The sequence below is a fragment of the Bradyrhizobium sp. RDM12 genome, assembly GCF_051917485.1.
Lineage (GTDB): Bacteria > Pseudomonadota > Alphaproteobacteria > Rhizobiales > Xanthobacteraceae > Bradyrhizobium.
The window spans coordinates 7,867,595-7,885,808 of the sequence record NZ_CM133064.1; the positions used below are offsets into that span (position 1 = coordinate 7,867,595).

Annotated in this window: 12 protein-coding genes and 4 pseudogenes; 12 read left to right on the top strand and 4 right to left on the bottom strand. The window is 59.9% G+C overall.

The window, feature by feature from the left end; genetic code table 11:
• The first annotated feature begins 970 nt into the window (after positions 1-970).
• Positions 971-1,192 (top strand): hypothetical protein, encoded by a 222-nt coding sequence (locus ACTGJ9_RS38185; RefSeq protein ID WP_456675214.1) that lies wholly within the window; start codon positions 971-973, stop codon positions 1,190-1,192.
• Positions 1,193-1,835: 643 nt separating this feature from the next.
• On the opposite strand, the gene ACTGJ9_RS38190 is transcribed toward ACTGJ9_RS38185, so the two are convergent.
• Positions 1,836-3,125, bottom strand: coding sequence for an LLM class flavin-dependent oxidoreductase (locus tag ACTGJ9_RS38190; protein WP_456675215.1), 1,290 nt, complete (start codon positions 3,123-3,125; stop codon positions 1,836-1,838).
• Positions 3,126-5,080: 1,955 nt separating this feature from the next.
• Between ACTGJ9_RS38190 and ACTGJ9_RS38195 the strand changes: the two genes are divergently transcribed.
• The 10 genes and pseudogenes from ACTGJ9_RS38195 to tnpC (ACTGJ9_RS38240) form a co-directional block, all read left to right on the top strand.
• A complete protein-coding gene (locus tag ACTGJ9_RS38195) occupies positions 5,081-6,271 on the top strand; it encodes a pyridoxal phosphate-dependent aminotransferase (protein WP_456675216.1) in 1,191 nt (396 codons plus the stop codon).
• Positions 6,272-7,212: 941 nt separating this feature from the next.
• Positions 7,213-8,559: an IS4 family transposase gene (locus ACTGJ9_RS38200; protein WP_456675217.1), complete on the top strand. Its 1,347-nt coding sequence runs from the start codon at positions 7,213-7,215 to the stop codon at positions 8,557-8,559.
• 152 nt (positions 8,560-8,711) lie between these two features.
• The gene (gene tnpA / locus ACTGJ9_RS38205; RefSeq protein ID WP_456678759.1) at positions 8,712-9,041 is read left to right on the top strand and encodes an IS66-like element accessory protein TnpA; all 330 of its coding nucleotides are present in this window, start codon (positions 8,712-8,714) and stop codon (positions 9,039-9,041) included.
• The gene (gene tnpB / locus ACTGJ9_RS38210) at positions 9,038-9,385 is read left to right on the top strand and encodes an IS66 family insertion sequence element accessory protein TnpB (RefSeq protein ID WP_456675218.1); all 348 of its coding nucleotides are present in this window, start codon (positions 9,038-9,040) and stop codon (positions 9,383-9,385) included. The genes tnpA (ACTGJ9_RS38205) and tnpB (ACTGJ9_RS38210) overlap by 4 nt, the downstream gene beginning before the upstream one ends.
• A 93-nt stretch (positions 9,386-9,478) precedes the next feature.
• Positions 9,479-9,688, top strand: a pseudogene (locus ACTGJ9_RS38215) (IS66 family transposase); the annotation flags it as partial.
• An 89-nt stretch (positions 9,689-9,777) separates the two neighbouring features.
• Complete coding sequence (gene tnpA / locus ACTGJ9_RS38220) at positions 9,778-10,200, top strand: IS66-like element accessory protein TnpA (RefSeq protein WP_456675219.1); 423 nt, start codon at positions 9,778-9,780, stop codon at positions 10,198-10,200.
• The gene (tnpB, locus tag ACTGJ9_RS38225) at positions 10,194-10,547 is read left to right on the top strand and encodes an IS66 family insertion sequence element accessory protein TnpB (protein WP_456675220.1); all 354 of its coding nucleotides are present in this window, start codon (positions 10,194-10,196) and stop codon (positions 10,545-10,547) included. Before tnpA (ACTGJ9_RS38220) ends, tnpB (ACTGJ9_RS38225) begins: the two co-directional genes overlap by 7 nt.
• Before the next feature lie 51 nt (positions 10,548-10,598).
• Positions 10,599-12,164: an IS66 family transposase gene (tnpC, locus tag ACTGJ9_RS38230; protein WP_456675221.1), complete on the top strand. Its 1,566-nt coding sequence runs from the start codon at positions 10,599-10,601 to the stop codon at positions 12,162-12,164.
• Positions 12,161-12,763, top strand: coding sequence for a plasmid pRiA4b ORF-3 family protein (locus ACTGJ9_RS38235; RefSeq protein WP_456675222.1), 603 nt, complete (start codon positions 12,161-12,163; stop codon positions 12,761-12,763). The genes tnpC (ACTGJ9_RS38230) and ACTGJ9_RS38235 overlap by 4 nt, the downstream gene beginning before the upstream one ends.
• A gap of 43 nt (positions 12,764-12,806) precedes the next feature.
• Positions 12,807-13,599, top strand: a pseudogene (tnpC, locus tag ACTGJ9_RS38240) (IS66 family transposase); the annotation flags it as partial.
• Here the strand turns inward: tnpC (ACTGJ9_RS38240) and ltrA are convergent.
• Positions 13,542-14,930, bottom strand: a complete 1,389-nt coding sequence (gene ltrA / locus ACTGJ9_RS38245) for a group II intron reverse transcriptase/maturase (RefSeq protein ID WP_456675223.1) — start codon at positions 14,928-14,930, stop codon at positions 13,542-13,544. The pseudogene tnpC (ACTGJ9_RS38240) and the gene ltrA overlap by 58 nt on opposite strands.
• Before the next feature lie 682 nt (positions 14,931-15,612).
• On the opposite strand from ltrA, the pseudogene ACTGJ9_RS38250 reads away from it, so the two are divergent.
• Positions 15,613-16,074: pseudogene (locus tag ACTGJ9_RS38250) on the top strand (IS66 family transposase); the annotation flags it as partial.
• Here ACTGJ9_RS38250 and tnpC (ACTGJ9_RS38255) read toward each other — a convergent pair.
• Positions 15,963-17,537 (bottom strand): annotated as a pseudogene (gene tnpC, locus ACTGJ9_RS38255) (IS66 family transposase); the annotation flags it as partial. The pseudogenes ACTGJ9_RS38250 and tnpC (ACTGJ9_RS38255) sit on opposite strands and share 112 nt — an antisense overlap.
• The gene (locus ACTGJ9_RS38260; RefSeq protein WP_456675224.1) at positions 17,524-17,955 is read right to left on the bottom strand and encodes an IS4/Tn5 family transposase DNA-binding protein; all 432 of its coding nucleotides are present in this window, start codon (positions 17,953-17,955) and stop codon (positions 17,524-17,526) included. The pseudogene tnpC (ACTGJ9_RS38255) and the gene ACTGJ9_RS38260, both read right to left, overlap by 14 nt.
• Positions 17,956-18,214: the final 259 nt, after the last annotated feature.

Here is an 18,214-nt window from a genome sequence, read left to right on the forward strand (position 1 = left end):
TCGTGCGGAGCGATTCGACGAGACACCGGCTGCGCGGTAACAGCGCCCGCCTCCACGCCGGAGGCCGGTCGTTGCCGATCGTCGGACAGCTCCCCGTATCCGACCCTCCATCCTCTTGAGAACACAATATCTGAGGCAACGATCGCGCTTTCGGCAAAATTCCTCTAACAGACAACGCACTTCCGTCCTGATCCGAGCCGCGACCAACGCGGGTTCGCACAGTCTTGCTGCAGCAAGATATTGCTTTGATCACCTTGGCGCCTCCCTACGTTTTTCCTTGAGGTTAAACGCCAGCTGAAAGAAGTTGATCCGCAGCCGGGCGGCGCAAACAGGCGAACCGTGCGCGGAGCGGCGTCGATGGCTTCTTGCCGCCAGTATCCGCCAGGCGGCGAACAATCGGTGTGTCGTTCTGCTCCACGAACACATGCTCGTTGTCCTGTAAACCCTTGAATGTGTAAGTCGAGGGGCGAGAACAGCACCGTATCATTCGAAGACACTGCGCGCATTTGGAAGCCTTGAAACAACAGTTCCTCGCGCAGCACGAACGCAAGCCATTCGGTCCATCTAGTAGCGACGCCCATAGCCGGTCGCGTTTGATGCGATGGTGATCCCCAGTCCTCCAACGCGCGCCCCAGGGACTCGGCGCCGTACGGGTACGGAAACGCCCGTCCTGCGCCCGGCGGGTCGCGCAATAAGCATACTGCTTAACCCAGCACGAGAGCCGATGCCAACCTGAGGCTGGAAAGCGGACAACAGCGGCATAGCAATCTGTGAGCGCTTTGGCAGGCACACGCGTTTTTCTTATCAAATGCGAGCGGCACGGGGATTGCTGAGATGAGGGAGAGACGCAGCCGAAGCGCCCGGAGCTGCCGATCATTCTTGGCCGTTCGTTCTAGTATCGGCGAACCTGTTTGTTCCTGGCGGCAGTGATACACAGTTATGTCGCGAAGTTTGGCTGGACCTTATGAACATGAACGTCGTTGAACCTCTTTTGCGCAGACCGACAGCATCGACCGTCTTTATTGGGAAGAATGGTTGCGGCAACTGGGTTGTCCGCGAACAGAACGGCCTTTTTGGCGGTCTATTCATTAGTCGCGCCGAAGCGTTCAAATACGCGCTATCAAAGAATGGGCAGCATGCGGGAACGATCTTCGAGATCTGGAGCGAACTGGGCTTTTTATCTCTCGGATAATCCGTAGATCGGCGCCGCCTCGACTGACGAGGCGGCCAATTGGTAGTGGCGTCTCTGTGCTAGCTGATCGTCAAAATCATGATTGCATCGACGCTGTATGTGCGGACAAAGTGTGCGACGTGCAACATGCCCCCGATCTTGTCGTGAGAGGACCCGAGTTGCCAGAAGTGCCACCTTGCCACGGGCCGGCTATCACTGCAAAACTCCGAAGGGGATGAGTATTCAAGAGCGGCTGCCGAGGTCCTTCCAATCGAGATTCCATGGGGGTCGGACCAAGAGCGGCGGTACGGACCTCCGGCGTAGCCGTTGGAGGGAACAACCGAGCGGCCGGCCCGCTTTGTCGCAGGGACCCCGGAAGTTCAGCCTCTTACGGATGGACAATATGGTTCTGACGTTCCGCTCGATTCACATGCACTCTTTTCGAAGGCTCAGTTCGGACCGGGCGCCTTAGGAGGTCATCGCCGAACGCGCAGCGCGTGAACAGTCTCAGTTCCCAATATTCAGTGTCCGTGTAGGGCGGAACTCTCTGCGAGCGAAAGGAAAGATTCGGCGCATTAAGTGGGTTCCCCTCCGCCAGATGGGCCGATGCTTACACGTCGATGCGCAAACTGATTGAACGGTCGCTTGAGACCAAGGTTCTCTCTCAGTGTTTTCCAGAGTATCGGGACCGGAATTTGCCTCGTCGCCGCAATTCGGGAACGACGAGTTCAACAAAATCCTCTAGTCCCCCGGGCAGGGTGGGTGCCAAAACGTTGAATCCGTCAGCCGCATGTTGATCGAATGTATCCACCATGACATTGGCGATTTCGTCGGGTGTTCCAACGACCATCAAATGGCCGCGGCTGTCCGACACGAAGCGCATCAGCTGTCTCCACGTGAACCTCTGGCGTACGGCAAGATCGAGGAGCAGCTTCTGTCGACTCTGGATTAAGTTCGTCAGCGGTAACGCCTCCGGAACCAACGAGTCGAGGTTCATTGAGCGCACGTCGGTGACAAGCCCCAGCCAACGGTTCGCGAGTCCAAATAGAACGTCGTCGTGCATGTACGAGTGAAGTCTTTGAAGCTTCTCGGACGCCTCTTGCTTGGTTCTCCCAACGATCGGTACAATACCGGGCATGACTAAAACCTGGCCGTCGTTCCGGCCATGCGAGCGCGCCTTCTGTTTCAGAGTTGCGTAGTGTAGTTTACCGTGCTGAAGAGAAGGTGCGGCGGTGAACACAACCTCGCCGAATTCAGCGGCGAATGCCAGTCCGGCATCGGATGCTCCAGCTTGAACGAGCACGGGATACCCTTGCGGCGGCCTTGCGATGTTCAAGGGGCCTCTGACCGAAAGGTACTTCTCTCGGTGGTTAAGCACGTGCAGCTTTGTTGTGTCGGCGTAAATGCCGCCCCGCTTGTCACGAATGAAAGCGTCGTCTTCCCACGTGTCCCACAGGCCTTTCACAACTTCTACAAATTCTCTCGCTCGAGCATAGCGAGCGTCATGATTTGGAAGCTCCTCTTCCCCGAAATTGGCGGCTTCGAACTTGAATCCAGATGTCACAATGTTCCATGCCGCACGTCCCCGCGATAGGTGATCAAGTGAGGCAAACATGCGTGCAAGATGATAAGGCTGGTAGTAGGTCGTCGTCGCTGTCCCGACAAGGCCGATGTTTTGTGTTCTCATTGATAATGCTGACAAGAGCGTAATTGGCTCGAAGCCATCGTTTCGGCTACTACGCGCGATCGTCGCGTGATCTGGTTCTATTACGCTTGGGCTATCAGCGACAAATATGAAATGAAATGCCGCATTCTCGGCAAGTGCTGCCACATGAGCGTAGTGATCAATATCTAGGCCGCCGTCCGCCGGCACGTTCGGGTCGCGCCATGCACCCTCATGATATCCTGCCTGAAGGAGCATTAGTCCGAGCTTCATCTCTTCATTGCGCTGCATGGCTCACCTCGCTGTTCAATTACACTTCTTCTCCAGCCGCGCTTAGCTGGCCTCGATCCCCGGTCCCGGTCTTGTCAAAGCACACGGGCGGAGTTGGTTTGGCCTCAGATTGGACCACGGCTGCGAAACCACTCTCTTGTTTGATGCTGCCGCGAGGCCGTGAATTGCGGATAACGCGCAGCGGGTTTAAGCGAGATGCAGGATTTCCAACGCCGCGCGCCGGCAGCAACACCCGAAACACCAAACGTCTGAAATCCTGAATTATCCGAAGGCACGTCTGAAACTGTTGCGCAGTCTCCTTCGATTTAGACGCCCAGTCGAGGCTCCTCTGAAGAAGCACTGACGGTGGGGTTAAGGCGGATGGTACAGTTTCGCGCAAGCGAATAACTGGATCCCTGACGTGATCGTTTACGGAGAATGCGGCTGCAGCAAACCCGAACACGCGCGAGCTCCTAACCAGCGAGGGATTGTCCTGGCGCAGGGGCGCCAGGGAGAAGACATTTAGGTTGCACCCGCACTCCTCGGCGAACCGAACGGTTCACTAACGACAGGTGGCACGCTTCCCTTATCTGCACCAACTGCCAGCCCTGATAGTTGATCGGGCGTTAACGGTCTGATCCACTATAGGATCCTGCAGGGCTGCTGGTAACCGTTAGGGATGTTACGGCTATGCGCGGCAGATACTCAAAGCGCACTCCTTTGGAGGATGAAGAGCTTGAACCAATGAGCATGACGACAAATTTGCGCGACGTGCTCGCCGCCGTAGGCCATAGACAATTCTTTAGTTTCCCCGAGCACCAGGTTCTCCATCGAACTTAAGGGCTGAGCAATGGGTTTCGAGTCGGGTCTGATGGTGCACGAGCGTGCGCAGATTCGTCATATCCGTCGACCATCGCTGGCTCCTCGGTTGCGTTGGCGTGTCGCAACCAGATCGACTGGAGAACTGCCAGCGGCTATCGCAAAGCCGCCCGCCAGCTACGGATCCATTCGAGGCCGGGCACCATCCCATCACTGAGAGCATGAGCTCGAGTGTCGTTTCAGTCGCTGCGAGCAAAACAATTGACTTGCACAACCTGATCGACCGCACAAACCGAACTGGCATTGAAAAGAATTGTCGTCGCCGGTCAAAAACGCGTTTGCGGTGATGCAAATAACCCCGAGCGACTTCAAGGTCTACGTGTCGTAATTGCGTTTACGAGCCGCACCGCACCAGAAGCAAGGGAGAGCCATGCTACTACTTTCCGCGGTGCAGCTAGTGGCCGACCGGAAGAGATCACCCTTGATGGTTTCGATTTCTTGCTCGAACCAACAAGATTAGAGCTTCGGATGAGTGAGCCGACTTGGCAGCGTTGCAATTTACATCGGCCATGATTGACGCCCGAGTCACCTACCAACGCTGGTTATTGATCTAGAGCCAAGGCGCATGCCAGATAGCCGAATGATGAGCATGAGCGGCATCGCCATGCAACGAAAACCTAAGTTATGATCGTCTCTCGCTCCCGATACACGGCTGAATTGTCGGCTCCATGAGAGTTTGGCTACGCTGCAATTACGTCCTCTCGATCCTCACAAAAGCGCATGCCGCGCTGTTACGAAGGACGGCCAGGAGTGCAGCTTTTCAAAGTATCTGGGCGATAACCTATTCGCAAGCTTAGCTACGGTCGCGCATCATGCAAACGTGGGGGCGAGTTGGAAGGACCAAAACCTTATGAGCGCTACTTTCCGCGGAACGGTGGATGCCGGTCCGATACTGGGATCATGGAAGCAATTCGTAGCCATTGCGCTTCCGCTGTCTCATGGCCCGATTTCGTGTACAATCGCAATGGTAGTAAGTGAAGTAGAACAATGCCGTGAACGTCTCCGGCCTGTTCGTCTCTTTGTGAATCTCGGGGCTCACTTCACTTCCAGGACTCAGGCGGTAGTAACGATGACAGGCGACATTCTGGAGAGCTTTCATGTTGGCTGAACGGACAGCCTTGTTCAAATCGTCGGAGAACGCCACCGGTTGGAGCGCGGCGGAAGCAGCTGCCGCGAGCGGGGACCAAATCATCGATTTGAGCGCCGGAGAGATCTTCAGTGACGGAGCTCCACCGTTCCGCGAGGGCGCAATCCTCGCGATCAATCGTAACCTGTATCGAAGTAACGAACCGTACGGTCTGATGCAGTTGCGCCATGCGCTTGCTCGCAAGATTTCCTCCGAGACCGCTCAATGCTGGTCCGCAGACGAGGTCGCAATTGCAAGCGGCGCCAAACAGGCGCTCTTCAATGTGGCCATGGCGATCCTTGATCCCGGAGACGAAGTACTGATTCCTACCCCCTATTGGTCCACTTTCCCGATCCAAATCGGCATTGCTGGCGGCAGCGCCGTGTTTATAGAAACTCGACATAGCAAATATGTGCCGAGGCTGGCCGATCTAGCGGCGGCCGTTACATCAAAGACCAAGGCGGTTGTGGTGAACACACCCGCCAGTCCGACCGGGGCGGTCTATGACCGCAGCACGCTTGCCGGCATCGCTCAACTTGCTATCGATCGCGATCTTTGGGTCATCTTCGATGAATGCTACGGGGCCTTCGCTCATGCGCCGCATGTACATTATCCGATCCTTTCTGTTGCCCCCAGAGCACGGGATCGCACATTGATAATCAATTCATTTTCCAAGTCGCTGGCCCTGACCGGTTGGGACATCGGCTATCTCGCGGGCCCAAAGAACATCATCGGAGCAATTGACGCGTTACAACGCGATGCGGTCTGTTGTCCCGATGTCATTGCACAGCATGCCCTGCTTCATCAGCTAGAGAGCGGCGATACCGCGTTCGAGCTGAAGTTGCAGCTCGACCTTGCAAGCGCGCGAGCCCTGGGGTTGCAGATCCTTTCAGCGCTGAAATTTGTGCCTCAGCCTGCGGCGCAAGGTGGATTTCACTTCTACCTAGATTTCAGCCAATGGCAGCGGCAAGCCTATGCTCGCGGCTGCGAGTTCGATGCCGACGACGTCGTCCGCGTGTTGCTGTTTGACGCTGGAGTGGCAGCAGCTTCGGGCGCACCTTTTGGCGACCCCGCCGGGGTGCGTCTCTCCTATGGAGTCGATCTGGTGTTACTTGACAAAGCTTTGCGGCGCGCGACTACAACTCTGAACACCTGGAAATGAATCGTTGGCCGCGTCAGCTGCTTCCAACGAAATATCACTTCCCACGTTCTAGGCGATTCGCCATGCGTACACCGGTCACAGGTTGGTCTCTGACCGTCACGCGGCCGTCACTTCGAAGCAAAACCCAACAAAGGAAATCAGCAAACTTGCCGGACTTGGCGTTAGCGAAGAATTGGTAAGAAGCTGGATCAGCTCGGCTGGACAGCGAGCGTGGCGCCGCCATGCGCGCAGGCGGGTCTCACATCTGCTGAGGGCATCGTCGCCGGGCTTCCTGATACGTCGGCGCGTGCGGGCAGCAAGAGTCTTGCGGCAGAGAAAGACCTTGCATCCGTCATCGGCGAAAGAAACCATAGTGGCGGACGCTAGGGGAACCATCCTGCAGGTGTTCAGGAACGTGCGTCCAAAGCGGTATGACGTTCCTGGGATTCAGCACGCTGGCTGCGCAGAGGCCAGCGTGGATGGGCATTCTCTGGATCTTCGGAAACGTGTCGTGGCCGCGATCGAGTGCGGGATCTCGCGCAATCGGCAGCCACGCAAGTTGGGGTCGCAATCAGCACCCCATTTGGCTCGATGAAGAGGATCGATCAGACGGGCAGCGTTGCTGTGGGCCAAATGGGCGGCCGCAATCCGAAGGGGTTTCGGGAGACCACGTGGTCCGGCCATCGCAACGGATCAAGAAGGGCGATTTGACCAGACGGAGGCTCATCGCCGAGCTTACCGGACGCGGCCTAAAGGTCGACTACCACTCCGTGTGGGACTTCGTGCATGCCGAGAAGCTCAGCTTCAAGATAAGCCTAGTGGCTGGCGACGCGATGTATCCGTCCGGTGGAGCTTTCAATTACCCACATTAGTCGAACGGGCTGAGGGAGCGCACAAACCATTGCATCGCAGGAATCGACCGTGATTCCTTGTCTGGCACCGATTCGCAGGGGGCGGTGCCAATGGACGAAGAAGCCGACGCATGGTTTGATCGCGAGCTCGCTGGCTGCAGCCTTGCCGACGAGCGCCTGAACAAGCGGCTCCGCAAACTGGTAGCGCAGATCGGGAGCGCCATGGGCGAAAGTATTCCGCTGGTGTGCCAGGACTGGGCCAACACCAAGGCTGCGTATCGTTTTTCTCCAACGACCGGGTCAGCGAAGCGGACATTCTGGCTGGCCACTTTCAATCGACGCGTGAGCGCGAACTCAGACGCGATCGGAATCACGAAGAGCATAAACAGCGGCCGGGACAAGGCGGGCCGCCTGAGATCGCACACGGTTTGCGGCATCCTGATGCACTCGAGCCTGGCGGTGACGACGGAAGGGCTGCCGCTTGGACTGACGGCCGTCAAATTCTGGACCCGGAAGAAATTCAAGGGGACCGCCGCGCTCAAGAAGAAGATTAATCCGACGCGCGTTCCCATCGAGAAGAAGGAGAGCATTCGCTGGCTGGACAATGTCCGGCAATCCACGGAGCTGTTGGGCGATCCGGGACGATGCGTCCACGTCGGTGATCGCGAGAGCGATATCTATGAGCTGTTCTGCGCGGCTCGAGAAGCTGGAACGCATTTCGTGATCAGGACTTGCGTTGATCGTTTGGCTGGGGATGGAGATCACACGATCGCTGATGAAATGGACGAAGTCGCCGTCAAAGGGCGGCATCGCATCCACGTCAAAGACAACAACGGAGATCCTGATGAAGCCGTCCTCGAGATCAGATATCGCAAGATTCGCGTCCTGCCGCCGATCGGAAAACAGAAGCGCTATCCCACGTTGACCTTAACGGTAATCCACGCCGAAGAGCGCGTGACGCCGAAGAAGAGAAAGAAAATTGAGTGGAAGCTGATCACAGATCTACCTGTTAGCTCCCGCACCGACGCCATTGAGAAGCTCGAATGGTATGCTTTGAGATGGAAGATCGAGGTGTTTCACAAGATACTCAAATCAGGCTGCAAAGCCGAGGAGTCGAAGCTTAGGACCGCCCAGCGTCTGACCAATCTGATCTCGCTTTTTTGCATCCTGAGTTGGCGGGTCTTCTGGATGACGATGCTCAACCGTTCCGCCCCAGATGCACCGCCAACCCTCGTATTGACCGCGACTGAAATCGGCGTGCTCGATCGCCTCGTCAACGACAAACCAAAAGCGAGAAAGATGCTTTCGCACTATCTCATCAAGATCGCCCGGCTCGGCGGTTATCTCGCACGCGCCAGCGATCCGCCCCCTGGCAATACGGTCATGTGGCGCGGGCTGTCGCGCCTGACCGACATCGCGTTAGGCGCCTTGGTCGGAGGAGACTTTGTGGGTAATTGAAAGCCGGTGGAGGCCGCCTTCCCGGATCAGGTTCGAGCGTGAGATGGTTTGCTCATTAATTCGCAAGCAAATGAGCAAACGTGACGACGGTTACGGTTCTGTCCGGTCCAGAACGGCGACGGCGGTGGACGAGCGCCGAGAAGCTTCGGATCGTGGAGGAGAGTCTGGCGCCTGGGGCCAGTGTTGTCGAGGTTGCTCGGCGACATGATGTTCACCGCAATTTAGTCACGGCTTGGCGGCGGCAGGCGCGGACCGGTGTCTTCGCTCGCGGGCCTGAGCCGATGCAGCGGCAGGATGACGAGGTCCGTTTTGCGGCAGTCTCCATTGCGCCCGACCGGCAACCGTTGACGGCACCCTCCGGAACCTGCGGTGCGATCGAGATCGAGTTCGCGGCCGGGGCTCGGATGCGGATCACTGGCGCGGTTGACGCGGCGACGCTGAGCGCAGTCGTGGCGGCGCTGACAGATGGATGGCCACGATGATCCCGTTGCCGGCCGGCGTGCGGGTATGGCTCGCGACCGGCCATACCGACATGCGGAAGGGCTTTCCGTCGCTGGCGTTGCAGGTTCAGGAGATCTTGCATCGCGATCCGCTTGGCGGTCACCTGTTTTGCTTCCGCGGTCGCCGGGGCAATCTTTTGAAGATCATCTGGCATGACGGCCAGGGCGCCTGTCTGTTCACTAAGCGCTTGGAGCGGGGGCGCTTCATCTGGCCGAGCCCTGCCGAGGGTGTGGTGACGATCTCGTCGGCGCAGCTCGGCTATCTATTGTCCGGGATCGACTGGCGGCACCCACAAGAGACGTGGCGGCCGGCATCGGTCGGATGAGGCTTTGAGCTTGCGGATCGTGATGGATGTGATTCCATCATCGTCGTGACCACATCTGAATCGCTCCCCACCGATCTGACCGCCGCGCATGCGATGATCCTCGCGGAGCGAGCCGCTCGTCTTCAAGCGGAAGCGGTCGCGGCGAGCGCCAAAGCGGAAGCTGCCGACGCGAAGGCGGCCGAGGCCCTGATCAGTTACCTCAAGCTCGAGATCGAGAAGCTGCGTCGCCAGATTTATGGCAGCCGTTCGGAGCGCAAGGCGCGGCTGCTGGAGCAGATGGAGCTTCAGCTCGAAGAGTTGGAAGGTAAGCGTGGTGCTGAGGCCCTTCAGATTGTTTGTGCGCAGTCTTGTGAGCGCCGTTAGAAGAGTCATCTTCTGCAAGGGTGCTCACAATGGACGACCATTCGGACGACATAAGACGACCGATGTCTCCGCGTATCGAAGTGTATGCTGGAGTAGGACGAAAGCAGTGGCCGGATGATTTGAAGGCCCAGATAGTCGCGGAAAGCCTCGAGCCAGGCGCGATTGTAACAGATATCGCGCGTCGCCATGGCTGCCGGCCCCAGCAGGTGCATGACTGGCGGCGCCGGGCGCGTTCAGGTCAACTGGTGCTGCCGGCTTCGGCGGATACAGTAACATTCGTGCCTTTGGTATCGGAAACGTCGCCATCGGCGGCTGCCGCGCCGTCCGGATCGTCGGAAGCTGCCGTTGTTACGGTTGAGTTCCTTGGGGCCCGGGTGGAGGTGCGGGGAACGCCTGGGCTTGCCGTGCTGAGTGATGTGTTTGTGGCGTTGCGCCGGACACGTTCATGCTGACGGCTCCCGCTGGCCTCATGATTTACGTTGCAACCCGACCTGTAGACTTTAGGAAGGGCGCGGATGGCCTGGCGCTGTTGGCGAAGGAGACGCTGGGCCACGATCCGATGAAGGGCATGGCGGTGGTCTTCCGTGCAAAGCGCGCTGATCGGGTGAAGATCGTCGTCTGGGATGGCAGTGGCCTTGTGCTGTATTGGAAGCGGCTTGAGGGCAGCGCCTTCAAGTGGCCGCCGGTTGTTGACGGCGTCATGCGAATGAACGCCGCGCAGTTGTCGGCGCTTCTGGCCGGCATGGATTGGACACGCATGCATGCGCCTCGAATCCCGCAGCCGAAAGCGCTTGCGTAGGAGATAAAATCTTCGCTGCATCGAGGCGCGAAGCATGGCAGACTCGGGCCAATGAGTGATTTGCCTGATCAACTGCCGAGCGACCCAGCCGAGTTGCGTGCCTTTGCCGCGGCTCTGCTGGAGCGCTGCGCCAGACTCGAGCGGTTGCTCAAGCTTGCAAAAGATGCGCAGTTCGGTCGATCGTCGGAAAAGCTTAACGCTGATCAGCTCCAGCTTGTTCTGGAGGATATCGATCAGGCCGTTGCGGCTCTCGAAGCAGCCGAGGACCGCGCCAATCCCAAAACACGCGAGAAGAGAGCTGCCGAGCGCAGGGCAAATCGTGGCAAGCTGCCGAAGCATTTGCCACGCATCGTCGAAACGCTGATGCCGACTGCAACCTGCTGCCCGTCCTGCAAAGGCGATCTCGTTGAGATTGGCAGCGATGAGAGCCAAAGGCTCGACGTCGTTCCGGTGCAGTACCGGGTGATCGTAACCCGCCGGCCCAAGCTGGCCTGCCGCGCCTGTCATGGCGTGGTCCTCCAGCACGCCGCGCCCGAGCGATTGATCAAGGGTGGACTGCCCACCGAGCGGCTCGTCGCGCATGTAATTGACGCCAAGTATCATTGGCATTTGCCGCTCTATCGTCAGGCGCAGATGCTGGCGACCCACGGAATTGCCATCGATCGTTCCACGCTCGCCTTCTGGGTCGGCTATGCCGCCCAGGAACTGAAGCCGTTGTGGCATCGTCTGCGAGAGCTTCTGCTCGCCTCCTCGAAGCTCTGTGTCGATGAGACCCCAGCGCCGGTGTTGGATCCGGGGCGCGGCAGAACCAAAACTGGCTACTTCTGGGCGCTCTCGCGCGATGACAGGCCCTGGGCCGGTCCTGATCCGCCTGGGGTGATCTATGCCTATGCACCGGGCCGCGGCGCCGTTCATGGCTTGAGGCTGCTTGAGGGCTATCGTGGCATCATCCATTGCGATGGCTATGAGGCTTACAAGACCATGACCCGAGAGACGCGTTCGGACGCACTGTCCGGGACGCTTGCCTTCTGCTGGTCGCATCTGCGACGCCAGTTTGTGAAGATCGAGCGCGAGGCTTCTCCGGCACCGGCTCCGGTTGCCCACGAGGCACTCGAGCGCATCGCCCAACTCTACGCGGTCGAGAAAGTATTACGTGGCCGATCTGATGCTGAGCGCCGCGCAGGCCGACAGGCGAATGCCCGGCCTCTGGCTGCAGCCTTGAAGCAGTGGTTTGAGGCAAAACTTGATCACCTTGCACAGAAGAGCGACACGGCGAAAGCTTTGCGTTATGCGCTGCGTCATTGGGACGGCCTGACGCTCTACCTTGATGACGGGCGCATCGAGATGGATACGAATGCGGTCGAGCGTGCGATGCGGCCGATCAAGCTCAACGCCAAGAACTCCCTTTTTGCCGGTTGCGACGAGGGTGCCGAGAGTTGGGCAGTACTAGCTTCGTTGATCGAGACCTGTAAGCTCAACAGCGTCAGCGCCGAGCACTGGCTCTCCGACGTGCTCTCTAAGCTCGTCAATGGCTGGCCTGCGGCGCGACTGGACGAACTGCTTCCGTGGTCGTCGACCTACACGATGCATGCACACGACCCGAGGCTGGCGGCATGAGCCTCAACACGACCGCCGTCCGGATCAAGGTGACCCTCAAGGACGTGAAACCGGAGGTGATGCGATGCCTCGTCGTGCCGCTCACGCTGCGCCTTGATCGGCTGCATCTGACGCTTCAGGCGGCGTTTGGCTGGACGAATAGCCATCTCTTTGAGTTCCTGGCTGGCGAAGGACGTTGGGGTATCCCCGATCCCGATGGTGATTTTGGTCCCCAGCCCATCGATGCCCGCAAGGCGCGGCTCAGCGATATCGTTCACGAGACCGGCGCCAAGACGATCCATTATATCTACGACTTCGGCGACAGCTGGGATCATGTGATCAAGCTCGAAAAATGGTTCGACGACACGCCGACAGAGGGTCTGCCCTTCTTGCTCCAGGCCACCGGCCGTTGTCCTCCGGAAGACGTCGGCGGTGCGCCAGGCTATGCTGAATACCTCGATGCCCTCCGCGACCCCACCCATCCGGAGCACGAACACATGCGCCTCTGGGGGCCCGAACACTTCGATCCCAACGTCATCGACAGCAAGGCGCTCGAAGCCGCCGTCAACGCTTTGTCCGAAATTTGGAAGCCGCGGCGCCGCATCACGCGCTCAAAATAGGCGTCAAGCACCAATCAAAAAGGGCCGCAGAGCTACGCTTACGTTGGAAGCAACCGCAACCGAAGACGAACTGGCGGCTGAGAGGGCGGCGGCTCAGACACAGACCGTTAAGTTCTTCCAGCGCAAGCGCCCGTCGCGCAAACCGTTCCCAGATCATTTGCCGCGCGAGCGGGTCGTGGTCGCCGCACCGGAGAGCTGCCCTTGCTGCGGCTCATCGAATCTATAAAAGCTGGGCGAAGGTATTACCGAGACGCTGGACTCATTCCGCGGCAGTGGAAGGTGATCCAGACCGTGCGTGAGAGGTTCTCCTGCCGGGACTGCGAGACGATCACCCAGGCGCCGGCGCCCTTCCACGTGACGCCGCGCGGCTTTGCCGGCCCCAATCTGCTGGCCATGATCCTGTTCGAGAAGTTCGGCCAACATCAGCCGTTGAATCGGCAGAGCGAGCGCTATGCGCGGGAAGGCATCGATCTGAGCCTGTCGACACTGGCCGACCAGGTCGGTGCCTGTGCGGCGGCCCTGCAGCCGCTTTATCGGCTGATCGAGCGTCACGTCCTCTGCGCCGAGCGGCTGCACGGCGATGACACCACGGTACCGATCTTGGCCAAGGGCCAGACGGTCAAAGGACACATCTGGACCTATGTCCGTGACGACCGACCATTCGGCGGCCGGGCGCCGCCGGGTGCGCTCTATTACGCCTCGCGCGACCGACGGCGGGAGCATCCCACTCAGCATCTCCAAAGCTTCTCCGGCATCCTGCAGGCGACGCCTATAGCGACTACAACGAACTGTATGACGCCTCGCGCGCGCAGGGACCGGTCACGCCCGCACTCTGCCGAGTAGGCGGGGTGTTGCCATCCCCGCCCCTCACAGACCCGGACGAGCGGATTACCCGCATCCGGTTCTTCACGCGCAAGCTTCGCTCACGAGACGGCGCATATTGGTGGACGATCTTGGCTGTTGGCAGTGGGTATCGCGCGAGCATGGCCCGGAAGCGCGTCCACGGCAGATTGCTGTGGCGGCCACGCCGTGCGAGCCACTTCCTCCATATCCGCGTGACTTGGTGGTGGTACCATCTGATGCGTCGGCCGTTTCCGGAGATGCCGTAGTAGGCGCAGTGCCCCCGGATCACCCGTGACAAGTGCGCGTGCTGTTCCCGGAACGGACGATGCAGGTTGAGCCGACACCATTCCGTCACGGAGGCCAGTGCGCGGGCATAACGGTCTTTTGCCGTTATCTGTCGGACGACATTCTTACCCTTCCGCGATTGACCCCACACGTGGGTGAAGCCAAGGAAGTTGAACGTGGTCCCCGCCGTCGCAGGATGACGCCCGCCTGGGCGTTTGAACCGGAAGTCTACGAAGCGAGTCTTGGTCGGATGGAGTTGAAGCCCATACCGATCAAGCCGCTTGGCCAACACGTTCAGCAATCGCTTGCCGGACAGGTGGTCCTCAAAGGCAATCACCGCATCATCAGCGTATCGAACCAGTTGGCACCGCCCCTTGAGCCGCGGTCGCGCCACCTGCTCGAACCATTCGTCCAGCACATAATGCAGGTAGATGTTTGCAAGCAGTGGCGAGATCACGCCGCCTTGGGGCGTTCCACCAGTCGTGCGGCGCAGGATGCCCTTTTCGAGCACCCCCGCCTTCAGCCATTTATCAATCATCCTCCGGACGACACCGTCCGTGACTCGCTGGTCGAGGAATCGGCGCAAGTGTGCGTGGTCGATGGTGTCGAAGTATTTCGAGATATCGACGTCCACCACCCAGCGCAGCCCTTGTTCCATGAACCCGGTACGCAGAGCGTGCAGGGCGTCATGGGCCGATCGTCCCGATCGGAACCCGTACGAGCACGGCAAGAAGTCCGTCTCGTAGATCGGCTCCAGCAGCAGGAGAATCGCCCGCTGCGCCACCTTGTCTTCCAGTGTCGGGATGCCCAGCGGCCGTTCCGTGCCATCCGCCTTGGGGATGTAGCGCCGTCGCACCGGCGGCGCGATGTAACGGCCGGATTTGATGCGCGCCAGGAGATCATCAAGATTGGCCTCCAAGTTCGCCTCATAGTCCGTCGCCATCATGCCGTCGACGCCGGGCGCGCCATCCTTGCGCGTCAGACGATAAGCCTCGAGCATCCATTCACGGTCGATCAGGTGATGCAGCGCGGTCAGCACCCGCTCGGGATGTTGCCTCGCCAGATCGGCTATCCATTGTCGTTTCGTTGACAGGTTTGCGGGACTCAGGGTTCCCTCCCGTGTTTCTCGTCAATGGGTCTTAACGCGTGACGGCTCCCTTCCCTCCAGCGGGTCCCGGTGAGCCCAGTTCCCCGCCTTCCTCGGTACTACGAAGCCGCTACGACTTCCCGCCGCGCATGTCCGTCAGCTTATGTCTTCGCCTCGGGATTCCACATGCCTTGGTGTTTCGTGTTCGCGTCTGCGCTCCCGATGTTCGCCAAGTCGGTCATCAGGCCCGGAGCATTGTTCAGGCCGGTGCTCCTGTCCGGCCGATTCATGTGGACACAAACGGGATCTCTCAGGTTTCCTGGTGGCCCATCCTGTACCTTTGCCCTGCTCTGAGACCCCGGCCGGACCGGTAAGCCTGACCATAGCGGCTTTCCCAGTGCTGCCCCCGGATCCAACACGGCGAAGGCTTCAGCACGACCATGATTTCGAGGCTGCCACAGGGCTTCAGTACCCGCTGTCTACGCTTCACGAATGACGTTGCCGTCACCCATGCAAGACTCGCTTCCGGCTGGCGGGCTCCGCCTTTGCCGCGAGGGCGTCGAACCCTCTGGGTCACGTTGAAAGGTTTCAGGTCACATTCTTCCTCCTTTCCAGGACTTATCCTGACGCAAGTTGGGCTCACGCCAGGCGGCAGTTTTTTGAGCTGGCGGACATCGCCGCCAATGCGAGGCGAGACAAGAACGCCGCGGCGATCTCGCCGATCGCCCTGGAGGCGGTCAAGCGCATCGATGCACTGTTCGATATTGAGCGCGGCATCAACGGCCAAAGTGCCGAAGAGCGGTTGCGGGTGCGCAAGGAACAAAGCGCCCCGCTTGTGATTGCATTGGAAGCATGGCTGCGCGAGCAGCGCGCCCGGCTGTCGAACTCCTCCGCAGTCGCCAAGCCAATCGATTACATGCTGCGCCGGTGGGACCGGTTCGCTCGCTTCGTCAACAACGGACGGATCTGCCTGACAAACAATGCGGCGGAGCGCGCGTTGCGCGGCTTTGCCCTCGGCCGCAAGTCCTGGCTCTTCGCAGGCTCCGAACGCGGTGCCGACCGCGCCGCCGTCATGGCGACGCTGATCATGACGGCACTATGCCGCGCGCGGCATAGAGCGGTGGCAATGAGGGTGTAGATCGCCGCCGCACGTCGGCCGCCCTCATCGGAGCCGGCGAAGGTCCAATTTCTTCTGCCGACGGCGACAGCCCGTAGCTCGCGCTCGGCGGCATTGTTCGATATGCAAAGGCGGCCGTCTTCGATGAAGCGAGTGAACGCCTCCCAGCGGTTGAGGCTGTAATTGATCGCCTTGGTCGTATCGTTGTTCCTGGAGAGCTTGGCGCGCTGCTCGCGCAACCAAGCCTGCAGTTCGACGATCAGAGGGCGGCTGCGCTCCTGGCGCACGCGCAGGCGCTCCTGCGGCGCGAGACCGTTGATCTCGCGTTGGATGGCGAACAGGACATCGATGCGCTTGACCGCCTCGGCCGCGATCGGCGCCTTGCTGAGCCGCGCGAGATCGAAGAACTTGCGCCTGCCGTGTGCCCAGCATGCAGCTTCGACGATCGGACCTGGCTTGCGATTGGCCTCGTAGAGCCTGCCGAAGCCGGCATAGGCATCCGCCTGCATCAGCCCGGCATAACCTGCCAGGTGCTGCTCCGGATGCTCCCCGCCACGATCCGGCGAATAGAAGAACGCGGCCGCCGGCGGATCGGGACCGCCAAACGGGCGGTCGTCGCGCACATAGGTCCAGAGCCGGCCGGTCCGGGTCTTGCCCTTTGCCAGAACTGGCACTGTGGTGTCGTCGGCGTGGATAGGCTCGGCCGCAAAGACATGGCTCCGGATCGTATCGACCAGCGGCATCAGAGTTGCCGCGGAGGCGCCCACCCAGTCCGCCAGCGTCGATACGTCGAGGTCGATGCCTTCGCGCTGGTAGACGTCGGTCTGACGGTTGAGTGGCAGGTGCAGGCCATACTTGGCGAACAGGACATGGGCCAGCAGCCTGGGTCCCGCGCGCCTACGCGCAATCGGGTGCGAGGGGGCCGGCGGCTGGCTGATCGCTTCGCAGGCTCGGCAGACGAACTTCTCACGGACGTGCTGGATCACTTTCCACTGGCGCGGGATGAGCTCCAGCGTCTCGGTCACGTCCTCGCCAATTTTGCGCAATCGGCTGTCGCCGCAGCATGGGCAGGTGGCAGGCATTGGATACACAAGACGCTCCCGCGGCAGATGCTCCGGCAGCGGCCGGCGCGCCGGTTTGCGCCGCTCGAACGAGGGCACCGTAATCTTCTCGGTTGCGGCCATCTGCGCCGCGGTCTCGGCTTGCGCGGCGTTCTCCTCGAGATCGGCGAGCTGCAGCTCAAGCTGGTCCAGCAATGCGCCGCGCTCAGAGGATTGTCCGAACTGCTCGTGCCGCAGCTTCTTGATCGTGAGTTTGAGCTTCTCGATGAGCAAGGTCCCCGCGTGGGCCTCGGCTTCTGCGGCCAACCGGGCCGCGCGCTCGGCGCGCAGCATCGACTTCAGGGTGGTCACATCGTCGGGGAGAGAATCATCGGCGCCCATCCCCTTGAATTTCTTCCGGGTCCAGAATTTGACGGCCGTCAGTCCAAGCGGCAGCCCTTCCGTCGTCACCGCCAGGCTCGAGTGCATCAGGATGCCGCAAACCGTGTGCGATCTCAGGCGGCCCGCCTTGTCCCGGCCGCTGTTTATGCTCTTCGTGATTCCGATCGCGTCTGAGTTCGCGCTCACGCGTCGATTGAAAGTGGCCAGCCAGAATGTCCGCTTCGCTGACCCGGTCGTTGGAGAAAAAACGATACGCAGCCTTGGTGTTGGCCCAGTCCTGGCACACCAGCGGAATACTTTCGCCCATGGCGCTCCCGATCTGCGCTACCAGTTTGCGGAGCCGCTTGTTCAGGCGCTCGTCGGCAAGGCTGCAGCCAGCGAGCTCGCGATCAAACCATGCGTCGGCTTCTTCGTCCATTGGCACCGCCCCCTGCGAATCGGTGCCAGACAAGGAATCACGGTCGATTCCTGCGATGCAATGGTTTGTGCGCTCCCTCAGCCCGTTCGACTAAATGTGGGTAATTGAAAGCTCCACCGGAGGCTTACGGCGGAGTGCGCCGCCGAGATCGATGTGTGGAGCGGACCTGCGATGCGAGCCATTTGCGCCCGGTCGCCTGAGTGATGAGCGGATTTGCCGTGAGCTTGATGAAGTTGCCGGATCAATCCTTGGCTGGATT

Coding starts and splice junctions, on each gene's coding strand:
- ACTGJ9_RS38185 (WP_456675214.1), top strand. CDS start 971: ATGAACGTCGTTGAACCTCTTTTGCGCAGACCGACAGCATCGACCGTC.
- ACTGJ9_RS38190 (WP_456675215.1), bottom strand. CDS start 3,125: ATGCAGCGCAATGAAGAGATGAAGCTCGGACTAATGCTCCTTCAGGCA.
- ACTGJ9_RS38195 (WP_456675216.1), top strand. CDS start 5,081: ATGTTGGCTGAACGGACAGCCTTGTTCAAATCGTCGGAGAACGCCACC.
- ACTGJ9_RS38200 (WP_456675217.1), top strand. CDS start 7,213: ATGGACGAAGAAGCCGACGCATGGTTTGATCGCGAGCTCGCTGGCTGC.
- tnpB (WP_456675218.1), top strand. CDS start 9,038: ATGATCCCGTTGCCGGCCGGCGTGCGGGTATGGCTCGCGACCGGCCAT.
- tnpA (WP_456675219.1), top strand. CDS start 9,778: ATGGACGACCATTCGGACGACATAAGACGACCGATGTCTCCGCGTATC.
- tnpB (WP_456675220.1), top strand. CDS start 10,194: ATGCTGACGGCTCCCGCTGGCCTCATGATTTACGTTGCAACCCGACCT.
- tnpC (WP_456675221.1), top strand. CDS start 10,599: ATGAGTGATTTGCCTGATCAACTGCCGAGCGACCCAGCCGAGTTGCGT.
- ACTGJ9_RS38235 (WP_456675222.1), top strand. CDS start 12,161: ATGAGCCTCAACACGACCGCCGTCCGGATCAAGGTGACCCTCAAGGAC.
- ACTGJ9_RS38260 (WP_456675224.1), bottom strand. CDS start 17,955: ATGGACGAAGAAGCCGACGCATGGTTTGATCGCGAGCTCGCTGGCTGC.